General features: G+C 70.5%; 18 protein-coding genes. 5 read left to right on the top strand and 13 right to left on the bottom strand.

The window, feature by feature from the left end; translation table 11 throughout:
• Positions 1-9: 9 nt before the first annotated feature.
• Positions 10-519, bottom strand: a complete 510-nt coding sequence (locus AC3WS6_RS16435; RefSeq protein WP_492502073.1) for a CinA family protein — start codon at positions 517-519, stop codon at positions 10-12.
• Between the two features lie 50 nt (positions 520-569).
• Complete coding sequence (locus tag AC3WS6_RS16430; protein ID WP_492502072.1) at positions 570-1,151, bottom strand: FHA domain-containing protein; 582 nt, start codon at positions 1,149-1,151, stop codon at positions 570-572.
• A gap of 150 nt (positions 1,152-1,301) precedes the next feature.
• Between AC3WS6_RS16430 and AC3WS6_RS16425 the strand changes: the two genes are divergently transcribed.
• Positions 1,302-1,661 carry a DUF7882 family protein gene (locus AC3WS6_RS16425; RefSeq protein WP_492502071.1) on the top strand — a complete coding sequence of 120 codons (360 nt, stop codon included), beginning with the start codon at positions 1,302-1,304 and terminating at the stop codon, positions 1,659-1,661.
• A gap of 48 nt (positions 1,662-1,709) precedes the next feature.
• Entirely contained in the window at positions 1,710-2,594 is an 885-nt protein-coding gene (locus tag AC3WS6_RS16420) for an SDR family oxidoreductase (RefSeq protein ID WP_492502070.1), read from the top strand.
• Between the two features lie 9 nt (positions 2,595-2,603).
• Here the strand turns inward: AC3WS6_RS16420 and AC3WS6_RS16415 are convergent, their stop codons facing one another.
• Both AC3WS6_RS16415 and AC3WS6_RS16410 read right to left on the bottom strand, forming a co-directional pair.
• On the bottom strand, positions 2,604-3,437 hold the full coding sequence (locus AC3WS6_RS16415) for a YidC/Oxa1 family membrane protein insertase (RefSeq protein WP_492502068.1): 834 nt from the start codon (positions 3,435-3,437) through the stop codon (positions 2,604-2,606).
• Between the two features lie 59 nt (positions 3,438-3,496).
• Positions 3,497-3,769 (bottom strand): DUF6412 domain-containing protein, encoded by a 273-nt coding sequence (locus AC3WS6_RS16410; protein WP_492502067.1) that lies wholly within the window; start codon positions 3,767-3,769, stop codon positions 3,497-3,499.
• A gap of 54 nt (positions 3,770-3,823) precedes the next feature.
• Here AC3WS6_RS16410 and AC3WS6_RS16405 point away from each other — a divergent pair, with 54 nt between their 5' ends.
• Complete coding sequence (locus tag AC3WS6_RS16405) at positions 3,824-4,876, top strand: NAD(P)H-dependent flavin oxidoreductase (RefSeq protein ID WP_492502066.1); 1,053 nt, start codon at positions 3,824-3,826, stop codon at positions 4,874-4,876.
• Here the strand turns inward: AC3WS6_RS16405 and purU are convergent.
• Positions 4,873-5,724: a formyltetrahydrofolate deformylase gene (gene purU / locus AC3WS6_RS16400; protein ID WP_492502065.1), complete on the bottom strand. Its 852-nt coding sequence runs from the start codon at positions 5,722-5,724 to the stop codon at positions 4,873-4,875. The genes AC3WS6_RS16405 and purU overlap by 4 nt on opposite strands.
• Positions 5,725-5,837: 113 nt before the next feature.
• Between purU and AC3WS6_RS16395 the strand changes: the two genes are divergently transcribed.
• Positions 5,838-6,305 (top strand): glutaminase, encoded by a 468-nt coding sequence (locus AC3WS6_RS16395; protein WP_492502064.1) that lies wholly within the window; start codon positions 5,838-5,840, stop codon positions 6,303-6,305.
• On the opposite strand, the gene AC3WS6_RS16390 is transcribed toward AC3WS6_RS16395, so the two are convergent.
• The 6 genes from AC3WS6_RS16390 to AC3WS6_RS16365 form a co-directional block, all read right to left on the bottom strand.
• The gene (locus AC3WS6_RS16390; RefSeq protein WP_492502063.1) at positions 6,296-7,027 is read right to left on the bottom strand and encodes a glutamine amidotransferase-related protein; all 732 of its coding nucleotides are present in this window, start codon (positions 7,025-7,027) and stop codon (positions 6,296-6,298) included. The two genes, AC3WS6_RS16395 and AC3WS6_RS16390, sit on opposite strands and share 10 nt — an antisense overlap.
• Positions 7,028-7,046: 19 nt before the next feature.
• Entirely contained in the window at positions 7,047-7,802 is a 756-nt protein-coding gene (locus tag AC3WS6_RS16385; RefSeq protein WP_492502061.1) for a LysR substrate-binding domain-containing protein, read from the bottom strand.
• A gap of 60 nt (positions 7,803-7,862) precedes the next feature.
• Entirely contained in the window at positions 7,863-8,270 is a 408-nt protein-coding gene (locus AC3WS6_RS16380) for a DapH/DapD/GlmU-related protein (protein WP_492502060.1), read from the bottom strand.
• Positions 8,271-8,363: 93 nt separating this feature from the next.
• A complete protein-coding gene (locus tag AC3WS6_RS16375; RefSeq protein ID WP_492502059.1) occupies positions 8,364-9,137 on the bottom strand; it encodes a DNA-formamidopyrimidine glycosylase family protein in 774 nt (257 codons plus the stop codon).
• Positions 9,137-9,937, bottom strand: coding sequence for an EI24 domain-containing protein (locus tag AC3WS6_RS16370; protein WP_492502058.1), 801 nt, complete (start codon positions 9,935-9,937; stop codon positions 9,137-9,139). Before AC3WS6_RS16370 ends, AC3WS6_RS16375 begins: the two co-directional genes overlap by 1 nt.
• Before the next feature lie 136 nt (positions 9,938-10,073).
• The gene (locus AC3WS6_RS16365) at positions 10,074-14,666 is read right to left on the bottom strand and encodes an ATP-dependent helicase (RefSeq protein WP_492502057.1); all 4,593 of its coding nucleotides are present in this window, start codon (positions 14,664-14,666) and stop codon (positions 10,074-10,076) included.
• Between the two features lie 69 nt (positions 14,667-14,735).
• Here AC3WS6_RS16365 and AC3WS6_RS16360 point away from each other — a divergent pair, with 69 nt between their 5' ends.
• Positions 14,736-15,146: a DUF6157 family protein gene (locus AC3WS6_RS16360; RefSeq protein WP_056279641.1), complete on the top strand. Its 411-nt coding sequence runs from the start codon at positions 14,736-14,738 to the stop codon at positions 15,144-15,146.
• A gap of 2 nt (positions 15,147-15,148) precedes the next feature.
• On the opposite strand, the gene AC3WS6_RS16355 is transcribed toward AC3WS6_RS16360, so the two are convergent.
• Both AC3WS6_RS16355 and AC3WS6_RS16350 read right to left on the bottom strand, forming a co-directional pair.
• Complete coding sequence (locus AC3WS6_RS16355) at positions 15,149-16,822, bottom strand: ABC-F family ATP-binding cassette domain-containing protein (RefSeq protein ID WP_492502056.1); 1,674 nt, start codon at positions 16,820-16,822, stop codon at positions 15,149-15,151.
• 258 nt (positions 16,823-17,080) lie between these two features.
• Entirely contained in the window at positions 17,081-17,737 is a 657-nt protein-coding gene (locus AC3WS6_RS16350) for an alpha/beta hydrolase (RefSeq protein WP_492502055.1), read from the bottom strand.
• Between the last annotated feature and the right edge of the window lie 27 nt (positions 17,738-17,764).

The raw sequence follows: 17,764 nt of genomic DNA, 5'->3' as shown, positions 1-17,764 counted from the left end.
TTCCCGGTCTCAGATCTTCTGAGCGTCTCCGCGACGCGGACCCACCGGGTGCAGGCTCTCGGCGTGGAACGCGAGCAGCCGAGAGGCGATCGCGACGGTCTCGTCGAGCACCTCTTGCGGATCACCGGTCAACGCCAGCATCCGATGCCCGATCCCGTCGTTCGACGCCCAGCCGAGGTACACGGTTCCGGGGTCGTGGCCGCCCTCGGCATCCGGTCCGCCGACGCCCGTCGTCGAGACGCACAGGTCGGCGTCGAACAGGCGGCGCGCACCGTCTGCGAGCTGCTCGGCGCATACCGCCGACACCGGATCGGTGCCCGGCGTGACGCCGAGAACCCGCTCCTTGATGTCGGTGCGATACGCGATGACGCCGCCGGTGAACCAGTCGGCTGCTCCCTCGACCGCGCCGACCGTGCTCGCGAACTGCCCGGAGGTGAGCGATTCGACGACGCACACGCGCAGGCCCCGCTCGCGCGCGACCTCGCCGAGCCGCGCGAGGACGGCAGAGGGGGCGTTCACCTCTGCTTCGGTGGTCTCCTCGGAAGCGATCTCAGAAGTCCCGTCGCCCGTCACCGGGCGGACTCGTCGGTCGCGGGGTCGACGGTCGCGGCCTCGGCCGTCGCGTCATACTCCGATGGTGCGGCATCATCGGTCGTCGGAGTGGGGGTGTCGGTCGTGGCTTCCGCCTCGTCGGAGTAGTCGGGCCGCGTCGGCTGCAGCGGCTGGTCGGAGTACTCGCCGCCGAGGCGACCGCCGTAGGGGCGGCCGTGGTCGGCGAACTCGTCGCGGGCGAACACCAGCTCCCAGGCGTCGACCGTGAAGCGGGCTCCGGTGCGCAGCGTCTGCACGCGCTTGCCGGGGTGCGTCGCATCGGCGTCGGGGTTGGTGTTCATCTCGCCCTCGCCGTGCAGCTCGAGCACGTACTCGTCGCGCTCGTCGTGGGTGATCGTCGCGTGCACGGGATCCGCACCGTCGAGGCGCAGCTCGATGTCGGGAGCAGACCCGATGCGCACGACCTCTGCCTCGAGCGCGAACTCGCTGCGTTCGCCGTCGCGCGTGATGCGCAGCCGGGGGTTGCCCGCGCCGAACTCGGCGTGGGTGGTCGTGGGCGTGTAACCCTCTTCGGGACGGTCGTCGATGTGTCGTGCCATGGTCAGGCCTCCTCGCAGTCAACAACGACGCTAGGGCCTTCAGGGCGTCGCTGTCAGGGGGTTGACTTCCGATGAGCAGTCCGGTGCATTCGAAGCGACATTCCGGTGTATCTCTCGAATATGATCGGCATGAGGCAGAGGGAGGCCGGCATGGGAAAGTTCATCTACGAGGGCAACGTCAAGACCGAGATCGAGGACCGCACTCTCACCCACCTTCAGCTCGTGATCACCGCGAAGCTGCGCCGCGCAGAGCCCTTCCCGTTCAGCTGGCGCGAAGACACGAGCGTGGGCGGGGGCCGCACGACGGTGTGGATCCAGCCCGGCAGCGCCCTGGTCTTCAAGTACTTCGGCAGCCGGCAGCCCTCGATCAACCGGGCCTGGATCGAAGCGCTCGCGTTCACCGCGAACGCCCCGAGCGGACTCCACGTCGTGCCCGAGCCGAGCGAGACGCACGGCGCCGCGGCCGCAGCGGCCGACACCGCGCCGGCGGACTCCAGCCCTCAGCTCTGACCTGTCAACCCCCTGCCCTGACCGCGCCGGGTCGGCGAGTCTCGGTGCATGACCGACACCACTCCCGACCCCCGCACGCAGCACCGCGACCAGGAGTTCCCCGGACAGGAGCAGAGCCAGCCGGGGCTCACCGACGAGATGCGACCCGAACCCGACCACGGCGAGAAGAGCTACACCGGCAGCGGACGACTCCGAGGACGCCGGGCGCTCATCACCGGCGGCGACTCCGGCATCGGACGAGCGGTTGCGATCGCCTTCGCCCGTGAGGGCGCTGACGTCGCGATCGTGCACTTGCCCGAGGAGCAGGCGGATGCCGATGACACGCTCGACCTCATCCGCGCCGAAGGTCGCACCGCGCTCAGCATCGCCGGAGACGTGCGCGACGAGGGCTTCGCCACCGACATCGTCACGCAGACCGCCGAGGCGCTCGGCGGACTCGACATCGTCGTGCTCAACGCCGCGTATCAGCACGACATCGAAGGATTCGAGAACCTCGAGACCGATCGGCTGCGCCGAGTGTTCGAGACCAACCTGTTCGGCCTCCTCTACACGGCGCGCGCCGCGTACCCGCGTCTCGGAGCGGGCGCGAGCATCATCGTCACGGCATCCGTGCAGGCGTACCAGCCGTCGCCGGGACTCATCGACTACGCGATGACCAAGGCCGCGCAGGTCGCCTTCGTGAAGGCGCTCGCCGATGAGGCCGGTGAGCGCGGCATCCGCGTCAACGCCGTGGCGCCGGGGCCGATCTGGACGCCGCTGATCCCCGCGACGGGGTGGAGCGAGGACCGCGTCAAGACTTTCGGGCAGGACACCCCGCTCGGCCGCGCAGGACAGCCGGCCGAGCTCGCGGGAGCGTATGTGTATCTGGCCTCGGCCGAATCCTCGTACACCTCCGGATCGGTGATCGCCGTGACCGGCGGCAAGCACCTCTGAGGCGCACGCTCACCGCCCCGCGCCTGCTGCCCGCCTTTTCGCTCCCGAGACCCGGGTCGAGCCTGAGCTCGAGCCCGACGTCTTCTGCGGTGCGATCTCGGGCAGCGGGTAGCGGCGGCGCAGGATCACCCGCTGCACCAGGGTCCACACGACCGTGACAGTCAGGTACAGCGCGGCCGCGAGCGGCACGAACGCGGCGAAGACGACCGTCAGATAGTGCAGCGCCCCCGCGATGCGCAGCATGGCAGGCGAAGACATCGGGGAGTCGGCGGCGTCGGGCACCGGCGCCGGACGGAACACCCGACGACTGATCTCAGCGACCACGAGCATGATGATCGCCAGCACCCCGAACACCAGCAGCGTCGCGGGCGAGGCCGTGCCCCCGAACACCGCAGACACCAGACTCGTGCCGAGCGGCGCACCGAAGAGGTCGTGCGAGAGCAGCTCGTTCGGATGCCCGGCGATCATCGGATGCAGGAAAAGCGTGTAGAGCAGGCCGACCACGGGAGCCTGCGCGAGCACGGGCAGCATGCCAGCGAAGGGCGAGGTGTTCTCGCTGCGGTAGAGCTCGAGCATCTCCTTCTGCAGCCGCTCGGGGTTCTTCTTGTGGCGGCGCTGGATCTCGCGCAGCTTCGGCGCGAGTCGCGCCCTGGTCTGCTCGGCTCTGGCCTGAGAGATGCCCACCGGGATCAGCAGGGCACGCACCAGCAGCGTGACGAGCACGACGGCGAGAGCGGCGGCGGATGCTCCGGCGAGAGGTTCGAGTATCGAGGAGAGCCCGGCGAGGGCTCCGTAGGCCGCATCCAGCAGGGCGGCGAGGGGTGGGAAGGCGAAGATGTCCATGAAAGTCCGTTCGTGTGTCGGGAAGGGTCGGCGAAGCCGCGCGGTCCCGTACAGACGGACTACGCGGCGACGGCGACTCCCGGCGCACGAGGACGCGGGTGCCCTGCGGCATCCGGATCGCTCTGTGCGAGCAGAGTCGAGACATCGATCGCCCGCAGCGGATGCGGGGTCGTTCCTCCGGTCGCGGGAACGAGGCTCAGAGCCACGGCGATCGTGAGGGTGGCGAGGGCGATCAGTGCGATCGCGACGCCGAGGGCGGCGGCGTCGGGCACGGTGATCAGGCCGAGCGCAGACGCGACGAAGCCGAGCATCTGCCCGAACCATTCACTCATGCGCGCCTCCCTCACAGCCACGGTAGCACCGTGGCACAGGCGTAGCCTCGGAGTATGACTGCACTGCGCGCGCTCCTCGGCATCGATCATCCGATCGTCCTCGGCCCGTTCGGCGGCCTCTCATCGGTACCGCTCACCGCCGCCGTGAGCGATGCGGGCGGCCTCGGCGGGTACGGCCTCTACGGCTATGACGGTGACCGCATCCGCTCGACCGTAACGGAGCTGAGGCGGGCGACCGACCGTCCGTTCGCCGTGAACATCTGGATGCCGACGGGCGACGAGGTGGAGCCGAATGCACAGCACACCGTGTTCGCACAGGCGCTGCAGCCGTTCTACGACGCGGTCGTCGTCGAGGTGCCGGCTCGGCCCGCGCACTACATGCCGCCGCTCGACGAGCAGCTCGACGCGATCTGGGACGCTGCGCCGCCCGTGCTCAGCGTCGTGTTCGGCGTGCCCGAGAGCGGCGTCGTCGACGAGGCGCATCGCCGCGGCATCCGCGTGATCGGCACGGCGACCACCGTCGCCGAGGCGACCGCGCTCGCCGACGCCGGTGTCGATGCCGTCGTCGCCACCGGCTTCGAGGCCGGAGGGCACCGGGTGTCGTTCCTGCGGCCCGCCGAGGAATCGCTCGTGGGGACGTTCTCGCTCGTGCCGCAGGTGGTCGACGCCGTCGACGTGCCGGTGATCGCGGCCGGCGGCATCTCGGACCGTCGCGGTGTCGCCGCCGCCTTCGCGCTCGGGGCCTCGGGCGTGCAGGTCGGCACCGCGTTTCTCGCGACCGTCGAATCCGCGGCCACCGACGCGCATCGTCGGGCGATCCGCGAGACGGCCGCCGACGGCACGGTGCTGACCCGTGCGATGAGCGGTCGACTGGCGCGGGGCGCCCGCAACCGCGCCGTGCGGGCGATCGAGGCGAGCGGCACGATCGCACCCTTCCCGATGCAGAACTGGCTCACCGGGCAGTTCCGTGCGGCGGCGGGGAGGCAGAACCTCGGCGAGCTGCAGTCGCTGTGGATGGGGCAGGGGGCGCCGCTCGCGGCGTACCCCACCGCGGCGGAGGCGTTCGCCGAGCTGCTCGCCGGTGTGCCGGGCTCGCTCGCTCGCTAGAGGATGACGGTCGAGCGGCCGTGCACGATCACGCGGTCTTCGGCATGCCACTGCACGGCGCGCGCGAGCACGAGCCGCTCGACGTCGGCGCCGCGGCGCTGCAGCTCTGCGGCCGATTCCGAGTGCGTGACTCGCGTGACGTCCTGCTCGATGATCGGCCCCTCGTCGAGGTCGGCCGTCGCGTAATGCGCGGTCGCGCCGATCAGCTTCACGCCGCGGTCCTTCGCGCGTGCATACGGGTTGGCGCCGATGAACGCCGGCAGGAACGAGTGGTGGATGTTGATGATGGGGGCGCCGAGTCCGGTGATGAAGTCGTCCGTGAGGATCTGCATGTACCGGGCGAGCACCACGAGGTCGACGTTGCCCTGAAGCAGTTCGAGCTGGCGCTGCTCCATCGTCTGCTTGTCGCCCGAGGGGATGTGCACGAACGGCACGCCGAAGGAGCGCACCGACTCCGCGAGATCCGGGTGGTTGGAGACCACCATGGTCACGTCGATGTCGAGCTGGCCGCGCTGTGTGCGCCACAGCAGCTCCATCATGCAGTGGTCGTACTTCGAGACGAAGATCGCGACGCGCTTGCGACGGGCCGTGTCGTGCAGCGACCACTCCATGCCGAATCGCTCGGCGACCGCGGCGATGTCGGCCTCGAGCGCGGGGCGCGCGGCGGAGAGCCCCGGAAGGTGGATCACGGTGCGCTGGAAGAACCGACCGCCCTCGGAGTCGGTCGAGTGCTGGTCGAGCGAGATGATGTTCGCGCCGTGCTGCGCGAGCACACCGGCGACGGCGGAGACGATGCCGGGCTGGTCGTCGCAGGCGATGAGCAGGCGGGCGGTGTCGGGCTGAGACATGGGGGCTCCTCGAGGGTGTGCATCGATTCTGCCGTGACTGGCGCCCGAGGGGCGAATCGCGCACCGACTCTGGCTACTCTGAGACCTGTGAACGATGCACGTCAGGGGGAGCGGTGACGACGGCATCCGCGCTGCTCGCGAACGCGGTCGGACAGCTCGACGGAGCGCCGCGGGAGGGGCTCGGCGAGGAACGGCAGTCGCGCTGGCGCGGGCACCGGATCGTCCGCATCGGCGAGGCATGGCATCTCGGAGTGCTGCTGCTGACCGAAGACCGCGTTCTCGCCACCGCCGAGGTGCTTCGCGCCGCCGACCCGGGGCGGCGCGGATACACGGCGGAGTCGGCTCGTGAGCGGGCGGCTCGGCGGGCACTCGCGCTGCGAGGAGGATTCGGCGAGGGCGAGGTCGCGCACATCGGCTGGAGCGTGATCGACGTCGACGCGGTCGATGCCGGCGGATCGTCGGGGCCGCTCGCCGTCATCGACGGGCTGCCGTCGGTGCGGTGGAGCACGGCGGGCGGGTGGATGCCGTTGGAGGCATATCTTCGCGAGCGGGTGCAGCTGCTGCGCGACGCTCAGAGCTGAAGCGCGGGCGCGAACGTCTGCGCGAAGCGCCGCAGCAGAGCGGCACCCTCGGTGACGGATGCGGCGAGCACCTGTCGCTGCACGATGTCGAACTCCTCGGGATCGAAGTACCCGGTCGTGCGATAGAACGTCATGCGGTCGGCGAAGTCTCGCGGGGTGGGCTCGGGGTGGAACTGCGCCGTGTACAGATGCGTGCCCACCCGGTAGGCCTGCACCGGGCAGGTCGCGTTCGTGGCGAGCAGCACCGCGCCGTCGGGCAGTGCGGCCGCGCTCTCTTTGTGAGCAGTGAAGACCGTGAGGGCCGGAGCGCTCGGCCCGAAGATCGGGTCGTCGGCCGCCGCTGCCGTGGTCTCGATCACGGTGGCGCTGGCGGACTCCGGGGTGGCGGAGGTGACCTCGCCGCCGAGCATCCGCGTCACGACACCGATGCTGAAGCACGTGAAGAACGCCGCGATCTCGCCGGCGACGGCGCTGCGCGCGATGCTCTCGAGATCGGCCTCGACGCGACGCTGCACCGGGGTCTTCGCGGGATCCGTGACATTGAACGGCGAACCGCCCACGACCACGCCGCGGTAGCGCGCGAGGCGCTCGGGGTCGAGGCGCTCGGTCAGCAGGTCGAGACGGTCGACGACGTCGACGCCGAGCGCTCGGCGGAACGAGGCGTGCTCGGCATCCGCCGCCCCGAGCTCGGGGCGCACGCAGACATAGAGAAGCGAGACCACCACGCGAGTCTAACGAGGGTCAGCGCGACGAGTTGGCCGTGCGTCCGCGGACGATGCCCACGAAGGTCTCGACGTCGGGCGTCGTGCGGTCCCGCGCCCACGCGAGGGCCACGGTCGAGGTCGGGCCGTCGACGAGCACCCGGTGCTCCGCATCCTTGCGGTGGTGCAGGCGGGCGAGCGACATCGGGACCACGACCACGCCGATTCCCGTCGCGGCGGTCGCGATCGCGTCGGCGGTCGCCAGCGGCGCGAACGACGGGGCCACAGAGTCAGGAACCACGAAGCCCGCGAGCGCGTCGTCGGAGGGAGCCATCACGACCTCGCCGGCGAGATCGGCGAGGGTGAGCTCGTCGGCCGCCAGCAGGTGGGACTCGATCGAGGCGACGACCACCGGCACCTCGTCGTACAGGGGGATGACGTGCGCGGTCTCGGCAGATGACGCATGACCGTGTGCATCGGTCAGAGGCAGCCGCACCAGGGCGGCGTCGAGATGCGCGAGGGCGTCGTGCGGGGTCGCGGCCTCGATCGGCACGAGCTCGAGCGGCACGTGCGGCATCCGCTGCTTCCAGGCATCGATCCACTTGCCCGGGGTCGCTCCCGGAACCGCGCCGAGACGGAACGTGCGGGGCTCCTCGGCCTCAGGAGCGGGAGCGTCGAAGGCCACCGAGGCGGTCTTCTTGGGCGGCTTGGGCGGCGGGAACCGCTGGGCGGGCGCGGCCTTGTTCCTGCGCACCTGTCCGGCCGGGCGCGCCGGTCGCCGCTGTTGTTTCGCCATCAGCCCAGAGTACCCGGCGGGAATCCGCCCGCCGGGTCTGTCTTTCTCAGGCGACCGGTCTCAGGCGGCCAGCCAGAGTCCGCGGGGGTCGGTGGCCACGGTGAGTCCCGCGGCGACCGTCTCGTCGTCGCCGATGCGTGCGCCACGCACGATGCGAGCGCCGGCTCCGACCTCGGTGCGCACGCCGACGTGAGCGTTGTCGCCCACCGCTGCGCCCTGGCCGATGTGCGCGTGCGCGTCGATGTGCGCGCCTTCGCCGATCACGGCATCCGGTTCGATCCAGGCGCCCCTGGCGACTGTCGCGCCGGCTCCGACGCGCGCTCCGGGCTCGACGTATGCACCCGCTTCGACGTGCGCCTTGGGGTGCACCTTCGCGCCGTGCGCGACGAGACCGCGACCGTTGGCGTGCTTGCGGTACCGCAACGTGGCGCCCTGGTCGTTCTCGATGTCGATGTAGTTCTTACCCACGATTCCTCCCCGTGCTCCGAACCTTCTCCGAACCTGTTCGGATATATCAACAACCACGGGACTGCTCGATTCATTCCCGAGCATGCAATCGGTTCAGGACTGGCACACGGGGCACCAGAAGGTGATGCGTTCGCGGGTCGGATCCGCGCCCAGTTCACCGCGACGGATCGGTGTATGGCAGCGTCGGCACGGTCGTCCCGCGCGGCCGTAGACCCAGGTGCCCTGACCCGGTCTGTCGACGCCGGTGAAGGTGCGATGGCGGCGGTCGCGATTGGCGCGGATCGTGCGCACGCCGAGGTCGAGCAGTGCGACGATGTCGACCTCGGGGGCCGGTGTCGTCGGGAGGACGCCGCGCAGGAACAGCAGTTCGGCCGCGTACTCGTTGCCGAAACCCGCGACGTTGCGCTGATCGAGCAGCGCGACGTGGATCGCCCGGGTGTCGGCGCCGAGACGACGTGCGGCCTCCGCAGCATCCCAGTCGGGGCCGAGCGGGTCGGGACCGAGGTGGCCGACCAGCTCCTGCTCGTCGCGCGTCGGCACGACCTCGATCTCGGCCAGGTCGATGCCGACCGCATCGCGCTGCGCGGTGCCGACGATCGCGCGCACCTTGAAGGCCGGATGCCGCCACTTCTCGCCGCGCCCGTAGGTGAGCCAGGCGCCGTCCATGCGCAGATGGGAATGCAGTGTGCTGTCGCCGATGCGCAGCAGCAGATGCTTGCCGCGGGGGATCGAGGCGATCACCGGCTGTCCGGTCAGATCGACGGTCGCGAAACGCGGCACGCGCAGATCGAAGCGCGTGACCTCGGCGCCGACCAGCGCCTCTTCGAGCCGGCGAGCGGTGCGGAAGACGGTGTCGCCCTCGGGCATCAGTCGGATCCCGGTGGTGTCTGACTCTGCGGCGGTGCCTGCGTGAGGGGAGGTGAGGCCGGCGTGAGGGGCGTGCGCTGCAGCATCGTGCGGGCGAGCATGGTCGATCCCGCGACGGCTGCGGGCATGACCGCGACCGCGCCGCCGGGAATCAGGAAGCACAGCTGCGTCGCCACCCCGAAGCCCAGTACCCGCGCGCGGCTGCCCCGGAAGAGCAGCGCGCGGTCAGCCTGTGAGAGGTCGCGCGCGTCGAAGGCTCGCCCCGTGAGCTCGCGGGCGAGGAGGCGGCCGGTCAGCGTGACACCGAGCACGGCGCCCAGCACGCCGCCCACCAGGGGGATGAACCCGATCAGCAGCACCGCGATCGCGACGAGCACACCGAGCAGCACGAGCCGGATGCCTTCGCCCAGCGCGGTCCAGAACCCGCCGCCCTCCGAGGCCGGGGCTTCACCGAGGTCGGTCTCGACGGCGTGCCAGATGCGCTGGTAGAACGGATCGCCGATCGCGAGAGCGAGAGCACTGAACACGGCGCTGGCGAGGGCGAGCGCTGCGACGAGGACGACCAGGCTCACGGCGCCGCGGAACAGCGAGCGCCACGGTTCGAGCCAGCGATCCGCGAACGGCGTCAACGCATCGGAGATCAGCCCGAGCGACAGGGCGAGGGGCACCAGCACGGCGATCAGCAGCACGGCAGCGATCACGGCGGGCACCAGCCCGAGCGCCATGAGGCCGGGGCGCCTGCGCCAGGTGCCGAATCCCCGCAGGAGGGTGCGGATGCCCTCGAAGAACTCCCCGATCATGCATCCAGCCTAGGAGCAGTCGCCCGGACGCTCGCAGAGAAGGAGATCTCGCACAGCGCAGGATGCGTGCGGAGATCGGCTCCTTCGTGACGTGAGATCTCCTTCCGGACGCTCGCGCGCTGAGGGTCGCCGTGCATCAGATCGCCTTGCGCAGCGTGTACCCGCGGGGCGTGGCGACGAACCCGGCCTCCTGCAGGGCGAGCGCGAGGTCGGTGCCGTAGACGCCGTCGCCGTTCACCTTCTCGACCGTGAGCGTGTCGAGCCGTCGGGCACGCGCCGTCGAAGCGAGATCGATTGCCGCGGCGCGCAGCACATCGGCGTCGTCGGTGAAGCAGAGCACGGTGCGGCCGCCGCGCTCGAGGTACAGCACGAGCGATCCGTCGACGAGAACGACCAGGCCGCCGGCCTTGCGTCCCGGACGATGCGAGACGTCGTCACGCTTCGGCCATCCGAGGGCCGCCCCATAGGGATTCGCGGGATCCGTCGCCGCGAGGGTCACGGCCGCACGCGGCGGCGGGTCGCCGAGACCCGCGAACGTGCGCAGCCGGTCGACCGTGGCCGAGGCCGCGAACTGCGCGGCGCCGAGCCGCTCGATCACGTAGCCGCGCCGGCAATGCCCGGCCTCTTCGAAACCGGCGAGCACCCGATAGGCCTGCGCGAAGCCGCCGGGCACGCCCTCGGCCTGCACGGCACCGCGCGTCACGACGCCGTAGCGGTCGAGCAGCAGCCCTGCGGTGACGGTCGCGCGTCGAGCGGCATCCGTCTCGACCGCAGGGAGCAGCGACCACCGGCCGCCGATCGACGTCGGTCGTGGCGCGGTGCGGGTCAGCGACATACCGCGATAGGTGCGGGCGCGGGGAGCGCGTCGGGTGACGCGATGAGCCTGGGATCCGCCGCCGAGCAGCGACCGGATCGGCGAGAACGTGTCGTTCGTCACCCTGCCCGCCCAGGTCAGCGACCAGAGCGCTTCGAGCACTGACTGCTCGTTCTCGGCGCCCGCCATGTCTTTCAACTGCGAGGCGAAGTAGGCGCCACCCGCCTCGAGAGCGGCGAGCACACGCGCTTCGAGCGAGTCGGCCGCGATCTCGTCGTCGGGCTCGGGCAGCGTGAAGGGCGCGAGATCGGCCGGATGCAGCGACACCCATCCGTCACGACCCGGAAGCGTGCCGTGCCCCGACCAGATGACCTCGCCGGCGGCTGTGAGCTCGTCGAGAAGCGCCGGCGAATAGTCGCGCACACGCGAGGGGAGCACGAGAGACTCCCAGGCGCTCGCGGGGATCGGCACACCGGCGAACTGCTCGATCACCGTGAGCACGCCGTCGAGCCCTTCGAGGGGGCGGCTGAGATGCTGCCACTCCGGGAGGAATCGCGCGTAGGCCTCCGGCGACACGGGCTCGACGCTGCCGCGGATCGCGGCGAGCGAGCGCATGCGCAGACGCCGCAGCACCTCGGTGTCGCACCACTCGGTCTCGTTCGCCGAGCCCGATGCCTCGGGAAGGAAGTATCCGCTCGTCAGGCGTCCGGCATGCTCGAGTCGCTGCAGGGTGTGGCGGGCGACTGCGGCGCCGATCCCGAAGCGGGTCGCCACCGCCTCCGTCGTGAACGGGCCGTGTGTGCGGGCGTACCGCGCGAGGAGATCACCGAGCGGATCGGCGAGAGGCTCGAGGAACGCGACCGGGATGCCGGTCGGAAGCGCCGCGCCGAGCGCATCCCTCAGGCGGCCGGCGTCTTCGATCGCGGCGACGCGGGTGGCGCCGGCGACCGTGACCGGGATCGCGCGGCGCGCGGCGATCAGGGCATCGAGGTGCTCGGCGGCGTCGCCCGTGTCGGGGTCGAGGCGCTCGGCGATCTCGGCCGCATCCATCGGCCCGAGCATCCGCAGCAGGTCTGCCACGCCCTCGAGGCCACGCGCGTGTCGTTCGGGATCGAGCCGCTGGGCCTCGCGCTCGAACTGCGCGATGACGGCGGGATCGAGCAGCTCGCGCAGCTCGACCGTGCCCAGCAGCTCGCCGAGCAGCGCAGGGTCGACCGACAGGGCGGCTGCCCGGCGCTCGGCGAGAGGCGAGTCCCCCTCGTACATGAAGGCCCCGACGTAGCCGAACAGAAGGTCGCGTGCATAGGGCGAGGGCTGAGACGGCTGGGTCTCGACGAGTCGGATGCGCCGGTCGGCGATCGACATCGCGAGCCTCCGCAGCGACGGCAGGTCGTAGACGTCTTGAAGAACCTCGCGCAGTGTCTCGAGGATGACCGGGAAGGTCGGGTGCCGGCGTGCCACCTCGAGCAGCTGCGCCGAGCGCTGACGCTGCTGCCACAACGGCGTGCGCTTGTTCGGGTTCATGCGGGGCATCAGCAGCGCGCGGGCGGCGCACTCGCGGAATCGCGAGGCGAAGAGCGCCGACCCGCCGACCTCCTGCGTCACCAGCTGCTCGAGTTCGTCGGGGTCGAAGACGAAGAGCTCGGCGCCCGGCGGCTCGGCCTCGGCATCGGGGATGCGCACGATGATGCCGTCGTCGCTCGCGACCGCCGAACCCTCGACGCCGAGACGCTCACGCACGCGGGCGTTGATCGCCAGCGCCCACGGCGCGTGCACCTTCATGCCGTAGGGGGAATGCAGGATGACACGCCAGTCGCCCACCTCGTCGTGACCGCGCTCCACCGTGAGGGTGCGGTCGGTGGGCAGCGTTCCGGTCGCCTCGCGCTGCTCGGTCAGATGCGCCATCAGGTTCATCCGCGCCTGCTCGTCGAGCCCGGCCTCGATCAGTCGCTGGGCGGCCTTCTCGGGGGTCGCCGCCGCCACCTCGCGGGAGAACCTGCCCAGTGCCTCGCCGAGCTCGAACGGCCGTCCGATGCCGTCGCCGTGCCAGAACGGCACCTTGCCGGGCTGTCCGTATGCGGGGATCACGTTGACCCGATCGTGGGTGATCTCGGCGATCCGCCAGCTGGTCGTGCCGAGCGTGAACACATCGCCCACGCGCGACTCGTAGACCATCTCTTCGTCGAGCTCGCCGACGCGCGCGCCGGTCGTCTCGCCGGCCACGAACACGCCGAACAGGCCGCGGTCGGGTATCGTGCCACCGCTCGTGACGGCGATGCGCTGTGCACCGGGGCGACCGGTCAGGGTGCCGGCGTCTCTGTCCCACACGAGGCGGGGGCGCAGCTCGGCGAACTCGTCCGAAGGGAATCGTCCGGCGAGCAGATCGAGCGTCGCCTCATAGGCCGAGCGGGGGAGCGACTGGAATGGGGCCGACCGTCGCACGGTCTCGAACCACTCCTCGACGCTGATGGCTCCCAGCGCACTGGCCGCGACCGTCTGCTGCGCCAGGATGTCGAGCGGATTGCGCGGCACCTGGATCGCCTCGATCTTGCCCGCCAGCATCCGCTCGGTGACGATCGCGGTGTGCAGCACATCGCCCCGGTGCTTCGGGAAGAGGGCGGCGCGGCTGATCTCGCCGACCTGGTGCCCGGCGCGGCCCACGCGTTGCAGACCGGACGCGGCAGACGGCGGGGCCTCGACCTGGATCACCAGGTCGACCGCGCCCATGTCGATGCCGAGTTCGAGGCTGCTCGTCGCGACCACGCAGCGCAGCACTCCGGATTTCAGTTCCTCCTCGACCTGAGCGCGCTGCTCTTTGGAGACCGACCCGTGATGCGCCTTGGCGAGCACGGGATCGGCTCCGGCAGTGGCTCCTGCCTGCGCCATCATGGCCGCGGGCACGGCGGCCTCGGGCAGGGCGACCCCGATGCGCTCCGAGTAGATCTCGTTCAGACGCCCGGTGAGGCGCTCGGCCAGGCGCCGTGAGTTCGAGAACACGATGGTCGACTTGTTCTGCAGGATGCGGTCGACGATCGCCTCTTCGACATGAGGCCAGACGGAACCCGTGACCTCGGTGTACTCGGCCCCCGCGGCATCGCCGGTGTCTTTCGGGGCGCCGGGTGGCGGAGGCGGGTTCGTCATGTCGTCCATGGGGACGACGACGCCCAGCTCGAACGTCTTCGACGCCGGCGGGGCGACGATCTCGACAGGAGCCGCGCCGCCGAGGAACCGCGCGACCTCGTCGATCGGTCGCACGGTCGCCGACAGACCGATGCGCTGTGCGGGTTCGTCGTGGCCATGCGAGCGACGCAGGGAGTCGAGCCGTTCGAGGCTCACGGCGAGATGCGCGCCGCGCTTGGTCGCGGCCACCGCGTGCACCTCGTCGATGATCACCGTGTGCACGTCGCGCAGCGTCTCGCCCGCGCGGCTGGTCAGCATGAGGTACAGCGACTCGGGGGTCGTGATGAGGATGTCGGGTGGGTCGGAGACGAGTTTGCGTCGATCACTCGAGGTGGTGTCGCCCGATCGCACGCCGACCGTGACGGCGGGTGCCTCGAGACCCAGGCGGCGGGCCGACTGACCGATGCCGATCAGCGGGGAGCGCAGGTTGCGCTCGACGTCGACGCCGAGCGCCTTCAGCGGCGAGATGTAGAGGATGCGGGTGCGGGAGGCATCCGCGGCCTTCGAGCTCTTCGCCGGGGCCGCCGTGTTCTCGGTGCGTTCGCGGAAGACGCTGTCGATCGCCCAGAGGAACGCCGAGAGCGTCTTTCCCGAACCCGTCGGCGCGACGACGAGCGCATGCTTCCCAGCCGAGATCGCGTTCCATGCGCCGGCCTGAGCGGGCGTGGGTTCGGGAAAGGCACCCCGGAACCAATCCTGTGTGGCGGGGGTGAAGCGGTCGAGCACGTCGCTCATCCCTCCATCATCACCTGTGCCACCGACATCGGGGTCGGCATTGTCCGAGGTTGCGGGCATGCTGTAGGCATGGCGACGCACACCACGAACTACGCGAGCACGTTCATCGAGGTCGCAGAAGACTGTCCCGTCGACCACGCCGAAGAGCCGCCGACGGGTGAGAGGCCCACGATCGCCGCACTGCACTATCGACTGATCGCGCAGGAGCCGTATGCGCGCACCTCCGACGACGTGATCTTCACCACCCATGCGCTGCGTGCCGGGATCGACCCCGACGACTCCGCCGCACGCGAGGCGTTCTTCTCGAAGGGGCAGCCCTGCCTGCGCTCATCACCGCTGGGAAAACGCTACGGGTGGGGGATCGCCCACGACGCCGAGGGGCGGGTCGCGCTCGTCCCTCGAGAATCCGAGGACTACACCCTGCTCGCCGCCGACCCCGCGATCGCCCATACCCGGGCGATGCGGAGCCGACGGGCGTGAGCTCACCTCGCGGTCAGTGAGCCGTCGACGTCGATCTCGAGCGTGAGTCCCAGGTCGAGACGCGCGAGGAACGTATCGTCATGACTCACGACCAGCACCGCCCCGCGGTATGCCCGGAGCGCCTCGACCAGCTGGTCGACCGTGTCGATGTCGAGGTTGTTCGTCGGCTCGTCCAGCACCACGAGGTGGGGTGCGGGGTCCGAGAGCAGCAGTTTCGCCAGAGTCACGCGGAACCGCTCCCCGCCTGACAGAGCGGCGACAGGTCGCTCCGCGGTGGCCCCTCGGATGAGGAACCGTGCGAGGCGATTGCGCAGCTCCTTCTCGGGCACCTGCGGTGCGGCATCCGCGATGTTCTCGAATACGGACCGGTTCTCGTCGAGCCCGTCGACGCGCTGCGGCAGGTAGCCGATCCGGTCGGTGAGAGCTGTCGCGACGAGGCGCGCTCCGGAGCTCCGGAGATCCGCGTCGTCACCTGACGGATCGGGACGGTCCGCGTCGAGCGGCAGCGCTTCTCCGGAGTCGTGGCCGACGTCGGCCACGAGCCGTTCGAGCAGCGTGGTCTTTCCGGCGCCGTTGCGCCCGATCAGCGCGACCCGGTCGGGGCCCTGGATAATCCACGACCTCTCGCCGTCGCCGATCGTCGCGATGCGACGACTGCGTGACACCTGCGGATCCGGCAGCTCGATCTTCATCGACGCGTCGGACCTCAGGCGCCGCCCCGCCTCGTCGAGCGCGGTGCGGGCGGCATCCTCCTTCGCCCCGACCTCCGTGCGCAGCCTGCCCGCCGACACCTCGGCCGCCATCTTGCGCCCGTGGGCCACGATCTTCGGCACGCGCTTCTCGATCTCGGCCTTCTTGGCGGTGCGCGCTCGGTGGGCGAGCTTGACCTCGGCCTCGATGCGCTGGCGCTTCTCCTTGCGGAACTCCTGTTTCGCCGTCACCTCCGCCTGCCTCGCGGCATCCTGCTCGGCGTCCAACCAGGCGCGCCATTCGGAGTACGGCCCGCCGAACACGCTCAGCGTCTGGGCGTAGAGCTCGGCGGTGTCGTCCATCAGTTCGAGCAGCGACAGGTCGTGGCTGACAACGATGAGTGTGCCCTTCCACGAGCGGACCATCGCCGCGAGTCTCGCGCGGGCGTCGCGGTCGAGATTGTTGGTCGGTTCGTCGAGCAGGGTGATCGGCGCGCGCCGGAGACGGATGCCGGCGATCGCGACCAGCACGGCCTCACCACCCGACAGCTCGCCGACCCTCCGGTCGAGGAACTCGGGGGCGAGCCCGGCGTCTGCCAGGGACATCTCGGCGCGCGCTTCGATGTCCCACTCGTCGCCGACCGTGTCGAAGTGCACCTGATCGACGTCGCCCGCGCCGATCGCACGGACGGCATCGAGGGCGGGAGCCACTCCGAGAAGATCGGCGACCCGGCGGTCGACGTCGAGTGTGAGCTGCTGCGGCAGGTAGGCGACCTCGCCGGTGGTGGTGAGGTGCCCGGCCGTCGGGGTCAGCTCGCCCGCCATCAGCCGCAGCAGCGTGGACTTGCCGGCGCCGTTGCGACCGACGAGGCCGGTGCGACCGGAGCCGAATGATCCGGAGACCGAGTCGAGCGCTGACGTGCCGTCGGGCCAGGTGAAGGTGAGTCGATCGAGGGTGACCGATGAATGAAGAGTGGGGACTGACATGGTGTCTCCTGTCCAGTGCGAGGGTGCACTGACACCGGTCGCCCGATGGGCCCGTCTGAGCGGGTCGCTGTCGAAGGACAGCGGGCGGTGGTCTGCCGTGGAGTCGGCGATCGTCGGGTCAGCGCGCGGAAAGATGAGCGCGGAGGCGACGGATCAGATCAAAGGACTTCCAGACACGGCGGACAGGACTCAACGACGATACCCGGGCGTGTCGGAGTTTCGCAACCCCGGGCGTGTCGCGGCTGCGTGCGGGGGCGGTCACGCCTCGCCGGCGCGTTCCAACCACTTCGTGAGGAACGCGCGCACGTCTCGGAGCTCCTCCTCCGAGATGCTGTGCGTGAGCCCGGTGTAGACGCGTCCGGACAACTCGGAGTGCGCCGGAAGCCACTCGGCGGTGTGCGCGACCAGCGCCTGGGGGATCACCTGGTCGTTCGTGCCTCGGCCCCAGAAGACGTGCGGTCGCGCCTCGGTCAGCGCATCGTCGCCCGGCAGCTCGCCGGGCGCGGCGTAACCGCTGAGGGCCACCACGGTGTCGATGCTCCCGGGCGCGAGTCGCATGGCCTGCAGGGCGACGGCGGCACCCTGCGAGAACCCGAGAAGGGCCACGGCAGGGGCGTCGGCCCTGATATCGTCGAGCCAGCGCAGGAACGCCTCTGCCGCGACGGTGACGGATGCCGAGCTGCGGCCGTCGAGATCCTCGATGGCGTACCACGAGCGCCCGGGCATCGGCCACGGGGGAGCGAGCGGGGCGGCGACGGACGCGACCACGATGCCGTCCGGCAGGTAGGGGACGAGACCGAACAGGTCGTGCTCGTCGGCGCCGTATCCGTGCAGCAGCACCAGCAGCGGCATCCCCGCGCGATCTTCCGTCGACCAGCGCGTGACGAGCCCGTCGATCATCAGTTCTTCGCTCACGGTCCCATCCTGCCAGCGCCGTCCGAC

It is taken from the genome of Microbacterium sp. EB106-03-03-XG65 (assembly GCF_058791955.1).
The sequence above is the reverse complement of the archived record's forward strand: the minus strand, read 5'-3'. Positions and strand labels throughout refer to the sequence as shown.

Bases quoted from the DNA above. Each gene is read 5' to 3' on its own strand.
- AC3WS6_RS16405 (WP_492502066.1), top strand. From the start codon at position 3,824: ATGACTGCACTGCGCGCGCTCCTCGGCATCGATCATCCGATCGTCCTC.
- AC3WS6_RS16370 (WP_492502058.1), bottom strand. From the start codon at position 9,937: ATGATCGGGGAGTTCTTCGAGGGCATCCGCACCCTCCTGCGGGGATTC.
- AC3WS6_RS16360 (WP_056279641.1), top strand. From the start codon at position 14,736: ATGGCGACGCACACCACGAACTACGCGAGCACGTTCATCGAGGTCGCA.
- AC3WS6_RS16415 (WP_492502068.1), bottom strand. From the start codon at position 3,437: ATGGACATCTTCGCCTTCCCACCCCTCGCCGCCCTGCTGGATGCGGCC.
- AC3WS6_RS16385 (WP_492502061.1), bottom strand. From the start codon at position 7,802: ATGGCGAAACAACAGCGGCGACCGGCGCGCCCGGCCGGACAGGTGCGC.
- AC3WS6_RS16420 (WP_492502070.1), top strand. From the start codon at position 1,710: ATGACCGACACCACTCCCGACCCCCGCACGCAGCACCGCGACCAGGAG.
- AC3WS6_RS16425 (WP_492502071.1), top strand. From the start codon at position 1,302: ATGGGAAAGTTCATCTACGAGGGCAACGTCAAGACCGAGATCGAGGAC.
- AC3WS6_RS16410 (WP_492502067.1), bottom strand. From the start codon at position 3,769: ATGAGTGAATGGTTCGGGCAGATGCTCGGCTTCGTCGCGTCTGCGCTC.
- purU (WP_492502065.1), bottom strand. From the start codon at position 5,724: ATGTCTCAGCCCGACACCGCCCGCCTGCTCATCGCCTGCGACGACCAG.
- AC3WS6_RS16365 (WP_492502057.1), bottom strand. From the start codon at position 14,666: ATGAGCGACGTGCTCGACCGCTTCACCCCCGCCACACAGGATTGGTTC.
- AC3WS6_RS16375 (WP_492502059.1), bottom strand. From the start codon at position 9,137: ATGCCCGAGGGCGACACCGTCTTCCGCACCGCTCGCCGGCTCGAAGAG.
- AC3WS6_RS16355 (WP_492502056.1), bottom strand. From the start codon at position 16,822: ATGTCAGTCCCCACTCTTCATTCATCGGTCACCCTCGATCGACTCACC.
- AC3WS6_RS16430 (WP_492502072.1), bottom strand. From the start codon at position 1,151: ATGGCACGACACATCGACGACCGTCCCGAAGAGGGTTACACGCCCACG.